Source organism: Flavobacterium sp. HTF, assembly GCF_003105115.1.
Taxonomy (GTDB): domain Bacteria; phylum Bacteroidota; class Bacteroidia; order Flavobacteriales; family Flavobacteriaceae; genus Flavobacterium.
The window spans coordinates 1-11,239 of record NZ_QETH01000121.1 but is presented as its reverse complement, the minus strand read 5'-3'; the positions used below and the strand labels follow the sequence as shown (position 1 = coordinate 11,239).

Here is an 11,239-nt window from a genome sequence, read left to right as displayed (position 1 = left end):
AAAAGCTATTTCTAATGCTAATGCCAAATAAAGTTTTACATCAGATTTGTGACTAATTATTTTTTGGATAGAAAAAGAATTACCTTCAAAAAAAAGAATCCAAAAGATTAAAAGAATCGCAATAGGAGTAAAAATGTAGTTAAATACAAAAACGAATTTTTTTATATTATTTGGTTTCATAATTTACTTTATAAATTTTATTAAGGTATCAGGTTTAGGTTTGAAAATAAACAAATTTACTTTTCTTATTATCATTGTGTTATGCGCTATTAGGGTATTCTGATTCTGAATTTGCATAAGTTTATACAATTGAACCATTATTCTCGTCATGCATTAATCTTTTTTTTAGCTTTGTCAGTACAAAAACGAATTCAGAATTATGGATACCGGCAAAGAACTTTTATTCTTTTTTAGTGCTTTGGGAGCTTTCAACGGAATTATTCTTGGGATATATTTTTTCTTCTTTACAAAGAAAAAATACCTGACCAACTATTTCCTTGGAGCACTTTTGTTTGCCCTGAGTATAAGAATTGCCAAATCTGTTTTTGTTTATTTTCATCCGGGTTTGCCAAGATTGTATTTGCAGTTTGGCCTCACAGCTTGTTTTTTTATTGGTCCCTGTTTGTTTTACTTTATAAAATCGGCTGCAGACGAGGTCAATATAATGCCAAAAACATGGAAATGGGCGTTACTATTTTGGGCACTAGTCATTTTGAGTGTTGGAATTGTGTTTCCATATGAAGACTATCCCAAATTATGGGGTATATATCTTATAAGGATTATTTATTTTCAATGGTTCGTTCATATTGTTTTATCGGGTTATACCATTAGAAAAGTCCTGAAAAAAATCTTTAGCACAAAACTGAAAACCACTCCTGCCGAAACCTGGTTTGGAATGCTGTTTCTGGGTAATTTTCTGCTTTTTCTTTTTTATTTCCTTTCGTTAATGCGTCTTCCCGCTGTTACCTATATTAGTGGTGCCGTTGTTTTTTCTTTTATTCTGTACCTTATTATTTCAATTCTTTTGTATCGAAAAAAAACAGACGATTTGTTTTTACTAAACGGGCAGAAATCTTCCGGCAAAAAAATAGAAGAATCCGAAGCCGTAATTTTATTCGAAAAACTGGAGAATATTATGGGTGAAAAAGAGCTTTATAAAAACCCCAATTTAAGTCTGCAGGAGCTTTCACAAGAGCTTAGCATATCAAGTCATCAGTTATCGCAATTTCTGAATAATAATATCGGAAAGAATTTTACCAGTTTTATAAATGAATTTAGAATCAATGAAGCCTGTAAAATTATATTATCCAATGATAAACTGACTTTGGAATCTATTGGTTATGATGTAGGTTTTAATTCGAAATCAACCTTTTTTGCAGCTTTTAAAAAACATACCGGAACCACTCCGTTAAATTATCAATTACAGGCATTATCAGGTTAAATATTTAGAAAAAGAAATAAAACCTCTGAACCTTAGCACCTTTGTGCCTTAGAGAAATAAAGTTCGGATTTATAAATCCGTACTCCTGATTTCTGTTTTGGTTACCATATTCAACGATTTTCAGAAGACTTTTGTTCAAATAAAAGTCAAACCTTTAATCGTTAAAATTTATGAGATTTCTAATTATTGTTATCATTTCAATTTATTTCCTGATTTTTTCATCAATAGAAATAAAAGGACAATCTGTAAAGAAAAATCCGGATAAATCCTTTGTTGATGAGGATGTACTAATCAAAAAAACAACATTATCTACAAAGGATTCTGTAAGGATCAAAAACCCCGACAACAATCAGCTAAACGAAGTAGTTATAAAAAGTCAGGCACTATTATTAAAAAACACATTAGGCGGAAATACAGAAGTTAGTGTTGCCAATACTTTACTCGCAACAAGTACTTCCGTAAATGAATTATTGGGCAGAATTCCTAATGTTGTTGTAGCAGAAGGACAAATTAGTGTTCTCGGAAAAGGAGAAGCAATTATTTATTTAAACGGAATATTGATCAATAACGAGCGTTTTGCCGCAATTCCTGTTTCCCAGATTTTGAAAATTGAAGTAATTTCAAATCCTTCTTCAAAATATGACGCCGAAGGAAAAGCAGTCATCAATATTATAACAAAAAAAAAATTGAAAACGGTATACTAGGTTCTGCAATACAGCAAATTACCGTTTCTAAATTTGCAGGAACCAGCACCAATACATTATTAGATTTTAATTATACAAAAGGTAGATTTTCTTTTATCAGCAATTACGGACTACAATTGGGAAAAGGAAGAGAATTATTATTTACCACCCGGACAAGACCAAATCCGGATGAATACATGAGGTCAGAACTGACTACAGACTGGAAAAGGCGATATAATAATTATTCGAATTTTGGTTTTGGGCTGCAATATACATTTTCGGAAAAAAGTTACCTGTCTTTGGCATACAGCGGTAATATTGAAGATTTGGGAGGAGTTGTCGAAAGCCGTAATTTAATTACAGACAATACAAACAAGAGTTTTTATGCCACTGATATTGCCAAAAATGATGTTTTGCTCAACCAGTTTATCAATTTAAATTACAATTTAATGACAGACAAAAATGGATCTTCATTATTTGCGGCAGCCCAATATTCTGATTTTAACGGAAACATAAACGATTTTATTGAAGAAAACGGAATCGTAAATGATTTAAATACCCTAAAGTATCTAAAAAACAGGGTAGGGAGTACTACTGATATTTCTACTGTTCAGACCGATTTTTCAAAGAAGATAACCGAAAAAGATAAACTCGACGCCGGAGCAAAATTTAGTTATGCTGATATAAATTCGGCCACAGAATTTTTAACTTCAGAAAATACAAATTCCGATTTTGAACCTGATGACGAACTTTCCAGCGATTTCAGTTATTTAGAAAAAATAAAAGCGGTGTATTTTACTTATGGCAGAACTTTTAGCGAAAAGCTGGATGTTTCGGTTGGCGCTCGCGGCGAATGGACAAATTACAATCTTGCGACCACAGCAAGAGGAAATCAGCAATTTGAGAAAAGCTACCACAATTTTTTTCCAAACCTGCTTTTAAATTTTACCCTTTCAGAGAATCTTAAAGGGCATTTCTCATATGTTTCCAGAATAACAAGGCCAAGATATCAGGCATTAAATCCGTATGTAATCTATCAGGATCCGTTTACGACTATCGAAGGAAATCCATACCTGTTGCCCGAAAAAGTTCATGCTTTTGAAATAGGGGCTATGTTTAAAAAGTTTAATTTCAAACTTGGCTATACTTATAAAATAGATCCTATTTCCGGTGCGGCATTGCGCGGAGACAAGCCAAACAGCTATGTGTTGCGATCATTAAATTCAAAAGAAGAAAATAGTTTTTTTGTTTCAGCGTCCAGATCCTTTAGCAACACATGGTGGAATTCTGTCAATGCCGTAAGTACGAGCATTAGCAAAGTAACCGATGATTTTTATGAATATGCAACCGGTCCTGTAAGGCCTCAGGTCTATTTATATTCAAACAACACTTTTACAATCCCAAACCTTTTTAAAATACAATTGCTCGCCTGGTATCTGGGGGAGAAAAGCTATGGATTAAGAAGTGAAAACGACAGGTCTGTAGTTACATTAGGAATTGAAAAAAACTTTTTTGAAGAGGCATTAAAACTAAACTTTACAGCAAATGATATTTTCAACACCTTTAATGTTTCAGGAAATTATGATGTCGGCCAAACCGAAATCTATTACCACAGAACCTATACAATGAACTATTTTAGACTTGTCGCAACGTATAGTTTTGGAAATTCAAAAAAGACAACTTACAAGAAAACCGAAATTGAACAAACGGAAAATAGTAGGGCGAGGTAATCTATTTTAACTTTTTTTCAGTTTTGTAAATAACAATTCCAATGGTTAGTAATAGACTTATAACAATTGATAAATTAATAAATGTTTTATTGCCAAAAACTAAGTATAAAATAACCTGAATAAGAAGTAATGTAGACAAAAACGCTATAAAAAGATTTGCACTGTACTTTTGTGCAAAATCCCAATTTGTTTTGTTTTTCATGGAACTGGTGGATCTGTAACCATACAAAGCGTTTATGTTCTTTGGTGGAAATATTCTGAAAATGATCATTATAAGCAATGTGATAATGATTATTGGGTTTTTAAGCATCAAATCGATTACTTCCATGTTTTAGTTTTAAAGTGGTGTTTTTTGTGTGAAAAATTCAGAACTTATTTTAGACAATATACAAAAAAAAGGGTTCCACGATAAGTGAAACCCTTTTTTAGAATTAATTTTTTCTTAACCTGAAAAACTAATTTAAATCCTTGGTGACTATCTGCATTGTCTCGCGGCTCACTTGTTTTAATAAAACAGCTTTGTTTTCTTCAACAGTCTGGGCAGCTTGTTCCGTAAAATGACGAATAGTATATAATGTCACATTTTCGCTGTAATCTACTTTGAATTTTTTCGACAGAATTGTATTCAATTCGTTGAAATTTCCAAATTTATCTTCCACGCAAACAGAGAAACTAATAGCAGAATTCTGAATTAAGTTTACTTTGATTTTGAATTCATGGAATAAACCAAAAATTTCGCTGATATTCTCTTCCATAATAAAAGAGAAATCTATAGAAGAAAGAGAAATTAAAAGCTGTTCTCTTTTTACAATAAAACATGGAAATTGCGGCTCTAAATCAACACCTTTTGAAACACAGGTTCCTTTTAATAGCGGGTTGATAAATGATTTCACGTACAACGGAATTTCTTTTTTCTGTAAAGGCTGTAATGTTTTTGGGTGAATAACCGTTGCGCCGTAAAAAGCCAGTTCGATCGCCTCACGATACGATATCTGGTTTAACAAACTTGCATTTTCAAAATAACGCGGATCGGCATTCATAACACCCGGAACATCTTTCCAGATTGTAACGCTTTCAGCATTTAAGCAGTAAGCAAAAATCCCCGCAGTATAATCAGAACCTTCACGGCCTAAAGTGGTTGTGAAATTATTTTCGTCAGCACCCAAAAATCCCTGTGTAATATTTAATATCTTTCTTGGAACATTTGTACTGATGTTTTGTTGGGTAACTTCCCAGTCTACTTCTGCATCTCTGTAAGTAGCATCGGTTTTAATGAAGTTACGAACATCAAGCCACTGCGTTTTAATTCCCATAAAGTTCATAAAATGGCTCAAAATAGTAGTCGAAATCAATTCTCCCACACTTACCACCTGATCATAAACAAAGTTGTAATTTGGTGATTTATTATGTTCCAGGAAATTTTCAAGCTCAGAAAACTGGAAATTTACTGCCGTAAAAACTTCATGTTTTTCATCTTCAAATAAATCGATTATGATCTGATGGTGATAATTTTTTATTTCCTGTAAAGAAGCCTGAAGTCCCGCAGGGTTCTCAAAATAATTTTTGATAACAACCTCAAGAGCATTTGTAGTTTTTCCCATAGCCGAAACGACCAAAATGACATCTTCGTAACCTACTTTTTGTAAAACGTCGTACACGTTTTTAATTCCATTTGCATCTTTTACCGATGCTCCTCCAAATTTAAATACTCTCATTATTAATTGTAGATTTTAGATTTTAGATTTCTGATTGTTTGAAATTAAAATCTGATATTTTTCATGTTTAATTTTTTTCTAAAAAAGCATTGATTCCTGCTTCATCCATCTGAACAACCTGCCATCCGTCAAGGATTTTTGCGCCGGAGTTCTTATAGAAATTTACAGCAGGAGTATTCCAGTCGAGCACGTTCCATTCTACTCTTCTTACATTATCTTTTTTCCCCTGTTTCATTATTTCAGCATATAAAGCCGAACCTAAACCGGTGCCTCTCATTTTTTCTTTTACGATTAAATCTTCAAGATGAATCGTTTTTCCTTTCCAGGTAGAATAGCGGTAATAGTATAGCGCAATGCCAACAATCTCGCCTTCAGTTTCAGCAACAAATACATGAAATAACGGACTTTCTCCAAAACCGTCGCGTATTAAATCTTCTTCTGTAATAACAACAGCTTCAGGTTCTTTTTCGAATATTGCCAGCTCCTGTATTAATCCCAAAACCGATTTCATGTCTTCAGGATTTCCTTTTCTAATATTCATGTATTCGTATTATTAAGTGTTTATTAGCTAAAAAAGTATGTTTTTAATGCATACTTTTTGCATTTGATTGTCAAATATACAATAGTAGCAAACTAACGAAATAATTTTTAAACCATTCTCACAAAAAAAACGATATTTGTGACTTAAAAATAAAACTACAACGATATAGTAATGGAAGAACGCAATAAAACACTGGGAGAGTTTATTATTGAGAACCAAAAAGCATTTCAGTATTCGTCGGGAGAGCTTTCCCGAATTATCAACTCTATACGTTTGGCGGCAAAAGTCGTAAACTATAAAGTAAACAAAGCGGGTTTGGTGGATATTATTGGCGCTGCAGGCGAACAGAATATTCAGGGAGAAGACCAGCAAAAATTAGATGTGTATGCCAACGAAGTATTTATCCAGACGTTAATAAACCGTGAGATTGTCTGTGGAATTGCTTCAGAAGAAAACGACGATTTTATAACTGTTCAGGGGAGCGACAACAGTCATAATAATAAGTACGTGATCTTAATGGATCCGCTTGACGGATCATCAAACATTGATGTAAATGTTTCAGTTGGGACTATTTTTTCTGTTTTCAGAAGAATTACTCCGATCGGAACTCCGGTAACAAGCGAGGATTTTTTACAGCCGGGCGTTAATCAGGTAGCAGCAGGCTACGTGATTTACGGAACATCAACAATGTTAGTGTATACGACTGGTTTTGGTGTAAATGGTTTTACGCTGAACCCTGCAATTGGAACATTTTATCTTTCACATCCGAACATGAAATTTCCAACAAACGGAAATATTTATTCGGTAAATGAAGGAAACTATGTTCATTTTCCGCAAGGAGTAAAAAACTACATCAAATATTGTCAGAAAGAAGAAGAAGACAGACCCTACACGTCCAGATATATTGGAAGTTTAGTGGCCGATTTTCATCGAAATATGATCAAAGGCGGAATTTATTTATATCCGACAAGTTCAAAAGCACCAAAAGGAAAATTACGTTTGCTGTACGAGTGCAATCCAATGGCTTTTATCGCCGAACAGGCAGGAGGAAAAGCAACAGACGGTTTCGGAAGAATCATGGAAATTCAGCCAACCGAACTGCACCAGAGAGTTCCGTTTTTCTGCGGAAGCTATAATATGGTAGAAAAAGCAGAGCAGTTTATGGCAGAGGCATTATAAAATGCAAAACCCGATAAAGTAAATCTTTATCGGGTTTATTTTTTCCGGTTTCAGTAAAAACAGAAAACTATTATTTATTCATGTTCTCCATTTCGAAGGAGAAAGTATCCAAGTCCACTTTCTTATCGATTAAAGATAAAGCTTTAGAAACAATATAATCAACGTTTCCGGGAGTAAAGCCTAAAGCCAATCCCATACGTTTTAACATAACTTCTTGTTGGTCTCCTAAATGGTGATCAATATGTACCATTCTTGCCAAATCATACAAACGCTCTACACGTTGTGCATACAAATACGGAGGGTTTATAGGATGTTTCCATGGGTCAGAAAGAATTTCTTTATATTCTTCTTCTGAAATCTCTAACCTTGCAGCAAGTTTATCCAAAAAGGCCTGCTCTTCCTCATTAATTTTTCCGTCAGCAAAAGCTACACGTACAATTGCAGAGAAATGACCTTTATTTCTTTGTTTGAATTCGTTATCAAATAATTCTGAAAATGACATAATTAATCGTTTTTTATCGAGCAAAGATAAATCTTATTTTAATTTAACAAATTTAATTTTCTCATAAAATTTAACTTATTTTTCTGCGTTGTTTTAATAAAGGGTTTTCTTTAATTTTCAAAATTAATCGTAAGTTTACAACCCCTTAATCAATTAATACCCGTACTTCTATGTCACAATTTTGGATTTATTTTCAAATAGGATTGAAGCATGTTTTAGATATTCATGCCTACGATCATGTTCTTTTTCTAATTGCATTAACAGTTCCTTACACCTTTAAAGACTGGAAACGTATTTTACTTTTGGTAACAGTTTTTACAGTAGGCCATACGCTGGCTTTGGTACTTTCCGTTTTTGGGATTATTGCCGTAAAAGTTAATATTGTAGAGTTCTTAATTCCGATTACGATTCTGATAACTGCCTTATATCATTTGTTTACAGCAGGTAAAGCAACTAAAAATGACGGACTTAATTTAGTCTTTTTTGTCACCTTGTTTTTTGGAATTATACATGGACTTGGTTTTTCAAATTATTTCAAGACCATATTAGGAGGTACGGCAACGTCAAAATTACTACCTTTGGGAGAATTTGCATTGGGAATTGAAACAGCACAGATAATTGTTGTTTTTGTGGTTCTGGTAATATCGTACATAGTTCAGACTGTTTTTCGTTTTTCAAAACGTGACTGGGCACTTGTAATGTCAGCTTTTATTGTAGGAGTTGTCATTCCGATGATTATCGACAGCCCTATATGGAACAGATAAAATAAATGGAATTAAATAAAACAAATAAATACGATAAGGCGTATTTAAGAATTGCCAAAGAATGGAGTTTGCTCTCTTATTGTAAACGTAAACAGGTAGGCGCCATTATCGTAAAAGACCGGATGATTATATCTGACGGTTACAACGGAACGCCTTCCGGTTTTGAGAATTGCTGTGAAGACGAAGACGGATTAACGCGCTGGGATGTTTTGCATGCCGAAGCAAATGCAATCTTAAAAGTAGCAAGGTCCACACAATCCTGCGAAGGAGCAACTTTGTACATAACGCTTTCTCCTTGTAAGGATTGCAGTAAATTAGTACATCAGTCCGGTATAAAAAGAGTAGTTTATCAGGACGCATACCGGGACGATGCGGGAATTCAGTTTTTAATAAAAGCAGGCATAGAAGTTGTACATATTCCGGTTTTAGAAGAATAAATGAAAATTAATTCAAAATATTTACCCATCGTAATAGGAGCAGTCTTTGCTCTTGGCACAGTCCTCGGAAGCCTTATGAATGCGCCCGTTGAGGATCAGCTTTTGGCTAAAAATTATTCGAAAACAAAACTCAATAAACTGATTGATTTTATCAATAACGAATATGTTGACAGTGTCAATACCGATTCGATTGTAAACCTCACAGTCGACAATATCTTATCTAAATTAGATCCTCACTCAGTTTATATTCCGCCAAGCGAACAAGCCGAAGTTGCCGAAAGCATGAAAGGAGATTTCGTCGGAATCGGAATTAATTTTTATATGTACAAAGATTCTGTTGCGATCATAAAACCGGTTGAAAACGGTCCTTCGGCGAAAGCAGGATTAAAATCAGGAGACCGGATTTTATTTGCAGGAAAAACAAAACTGTTCGGAAGAAGACTGCCTTCGGATAGTTTGTTCTCTAAATTAAAAGGAATCAAAGGCTCTGAAATCGAACTGACTGTTTTTAGAAAATCAGAACAAAAAAATCTCAAGTTTAAGGTAAAAAGAGATATTATCCCCATAAAAAGTGTTGACGCTTCCCTTCTTATAGGAAATAAAACAGGTTATATAAAAATCAACCGTTTTGCCGAAACAACTTATAAAGAATTCAAAACAGGCTTAAGCCGATTGCAAAAGCAGGGAATTCAGTCTCTGGTAATTGATCTTCGTGATAATGGCGGCGGTTATATGGAAGAAGCCGTGGCAGTTGCCGACGAATTTTTAAAAGACAAACAGCTCATCGTTTTTACCAAAAGCAAAAACGGTACTACAGATAAAACTTTTGCCAATGAAGGCGGAAGTTTTGAAACCGGAAAGGTCTATGTGCTAATTAATGAAAACAGCGCATCGGCAAGTGAAATTCTGGCAGGAGCACTTCAGGATAACGATCGCGGAACTATTGTCGGACGACGTTCTTTCGGGAAAGGACTGGTACAGCGTGAAATGGATTTTAACGACGGATCTGCCGTAAGATTGACTGTAGCAAGATATTATACACCAACCGGAAGATCAATTCAAAAACCTTATAAAAAAGGAAATGAAGAATATTACAAAGAATCTGAAGACCGTATCAAATCGGGTGAACTTTACGCAAGAGATAGTATTAAAGTAGCAGATTCCTTAAAATTCAAAACTCCAAAAGGCAAAATTGTTTACGGTGGTGGCGGAATCGTTCCGGATGTTTTTGTACCGATGGAAGCAGAGCATGGAAATGAAAATGTTGCCTATTTACTGCAAACCGGTATTGTCGGGCATTTTGTTTTTGAAGAACTGGATAAAAACAGAAAAGCTTTTGAAGGCCTTAAGTTCAATGAGTTTTTAGTTAAAATGAAAAACTCGGACCTTTACTTTAAAAAGTTCAAAGACTACATTCTGATGACAGGCCTGGATTTAAAATTAGATAAAACCAAAGCACTTGTAAATCGACATATCACGGCTGAATTTGCCAGACAATTGTATGGCGAATTATACTATTATGATGTTATCCTGAAAGAGGATGCCATGGTGAAAGCAGTGCTGAACCCTAAAAAGTAATTTTAAATTTTTTTCGAATGGATATAAATGCCGTTATAAATGCAGAAATAGAACTTTTGACTGCAATTAAAAATGCAGATGTTCCGGTTTTAGAAAAACTACTGCATAATGATTTACTCTTTAATTTGCCCGACGGACAAACGATTAACAAAGAATTTGATTTAGAGGCTTACCGCTCCGGAAAGATGAAAATCGAATTACTTGAAGCTTCAGATCAGCTGGTTAATATTATTGATGATTGTGCAGTTGTAAGCGTTTTGGTTTTGCTGAAAGGAACTTACGAAAACCAGCCTGTAAATGGTGTTTTTCGTTACCTGCGCGTCTGGAAAAACTCAGGAACAAATCTTCAGGTAATCGCAGGCAGCTGTGTTTCAGTTTAAAAGAAATAATAATAATTATTTAAAAGAAAGTATAACAAAACTGCCCTAATCTTAGCGAACTTTGCAGGTAAATAAAATATATAAATTATGAAAAATTTAAAAAGAATAGGAGCTTTGATTGTTTTAATGGCTTTTGTAATATCATGCGCCTGTATGAAAGATAAAAATACAATTTCAGGAAAAGTTGAATCGGTTGAATTTGGAAAAGACGGTTACACGGCAAAAATCAATACAGATAAAAATGAAGTTTATTTTGCTACTATAAGTATTGTAAATGTTGGCGGTCATG

13 protein-coding genes and 1 pseudogene are annotated in these 11,239 nt (G+C 34.1%); 9 read left to right on the top strand and 5 right to left on the bottom strand.

The annotated features are described in order from the left end of the window. Nucleotides 1-180: hypothetical protein (locus DCO46_RS23105; RefSeq protein WP_207784985.1), on the bottom strand; the 180-nt coding region annotated here is incomplete at its 3' end. A 199-nt stretch (nucleotides 181-379) separates the two neighbouring features. Between DCO46_RS23105 and DCO46_RS20860 the strand changes: the two genes are divergently transcribed. The 3 genes from DCO46_RS20860 to DCO46_RS20855 all read left to right on the top strand — a co-directional run bounded on the left by DCO46_RS20860 (nucleotide 380) and on the right by DCO46_RS20855 (nucleotide 3,854). Continuing rightward, on the top strand, nucleotides 380-1,441 hold the full coding sequence (locus DCO46_RS20860; protein WP_116754412.1) for a helix-turn-helix domain-containing protein: 1,062 nt from the start codon (nucleotides 380-382) through the stop codon (nucleotides 1,439-1,441). Nucleotides 1,442-1,611: 170 nt separating this feature from the next. Further along, the gene (locus DCO46_RS23285; RefSeq protein ID WP_243416373.1) at nucleotides 1,612-2,145 is read left to right on the top strand and encodes a hypothetical protein; all 534 of its coding nucleotides are present in this window, start codon (nucleotides 1,612-1,614) and stop codon (nucleotides 2,143-2,145) included. A gap of 116 nt (nucleotides 2,146-2,261) precedes the next feature. After that, nucleotides 2,262-3,854 (top strand): outer membrane beta-barrel family protein, encoded by a 1,593-nt coding sequence (locus tag DCO46_RS20855; RefSeq protein ID WP_243416371.1) that lies wholly within the window; start codon nucleotides 2,262-2,264, stop codon nucleotides 3,852-3,854. Between the two features lies 1 nt (nucleotide 3,855). On the opposite strand, the gene DCO46_RS23280 is transcribed toward DCO46_RS20855, so the two are convergent. The 3 genes from DCO46_RS23280 to DCO46_RS20840 all read right to left on the bottom strand — a co-directional run bounded on the left by DCO46_RS23280 (nucleotide 3,856) and on the right by DCO46_RS20840 (nucleotide 6,110). Next, complete coding sequence (locus tag DCO46_RS23280; protein WP_262509797.1) at nucleotides 3,856-4,125, bottom strand: SdpI family protein; 270 nt, start codon at nucleotides 4,123-4,125, stop codon at nucleotides 3,856-3,858. Nucleotides 4,126-4,309: 184 nt separating this feature from the next. Next, a complete protein-coding gene (locus DCO46_RS20845; protein WP_116754410.1) occupies nucleotides 4,310-5,569 on the bottom strand; it encodes an aspartate kinase in 1,260 nt (419 codons plus the stop codon). 67 nt (nucleotides 5,570-5,636) lie between these two features. Then, complete coding sequence (locus DCO46_RS20840; protein ID WP_116754409.1) at nucleotides 5,637-6,110, bottom strand: GNAT family N-acetyltransferase; 474 nt, start codon at nucleotides 6,108-6,110, stop codon at nucleotides 5,637-5,639. A gap of 171 nt (nucleotides 6,111-6,281) precedes the next feature. On the opposite strand from DCO46_RS20840, the gene fbp reads away from it, so the two are divergent. After that, nucleotides 6,282-7,289, top strand: coding sequence for a class 1 fructose-bisphosphatase (gene fbp, locus DCO46_RS20835; RefSeq protein ID WP_116754408.1), 1,008 nt, complete (start codon nucleotides 6,282-6,284; stop codon nucleotides 7,287-7,289). Nucleotides 7,290-7,359: 70 nt separating this feature from the next. On the opposite strand, the gene DCO46_RS20830 is transcribed toward fbp, so the two are convergent. Next, nucleotides 7,360-7,791 (bottom strand): TerB family tellurite resistance protein, encoded by a 432-nt coding sequence (locus DCO46_RS20830; protein WP_116754407.1) that lies wholly within the window; start codon nucleotides 7,789-7,791, stop codon nucleotides 7,360-7,362. 170 nt (nucleotides 7,792-7,961) lie between these two features. Between DCO46_RS20830 and DCO46_RS20825 the strand changes: the two genes are divergently transcribed. The 5 genes and pseudogenes from DCO46_RS20825 to DCO46_RS20805 all read left to right on the top strand — a co-directional run. Next, entirely contained in the window at nucleotides 7,962-8,555 is a 594-nt protein-coding gene (locus DCO46_RS20825) for a HupE/UreJ family protein (RefSeq protein WP_116754406.1), read from the top strand. A 5-nt stretch (nucleotides 8,556-8,560) separates the two neighbouring features. Beyond that, a complete protein-coding gene (locus tag DCO46_RS20820; protein WP_116754405.1) occupies nucleotides 8,561-8,992 on the top strand; it encodes a deoxycytidylate deaminase in 432 nt (143 codons plus the stop codon). Further along, a complete protein-coding gene (locus DCO46_RS20815; protein ID WP_116754404.1) occupies nucleotides 8,993-10,570 on the top strand; it encodes a S41 family peptidase in 1,578 nt (525 codons plus the stop codon). It begins immediately after the preceding gene. Between the two features lie 17 nt (nucleotides 10,571-10,587). Next, entirely contained in the window at nucleotides 10,588-10,950 is a 363-nt protein-coding gene (locus DCO46_RS20810) for a nuclear transport factor 2 family protein (RefSeq protein ID WP_116754403.1), read from the top strand. 87 nt (nucleotides 10,951-11,037) lie between these two features. Continuing rightward, nucleotides 11,038-11,239 (top strand): annotated as a pseudogene (locus DCO46_RS20805) (hypothetical protein); the annotation flags it as partial.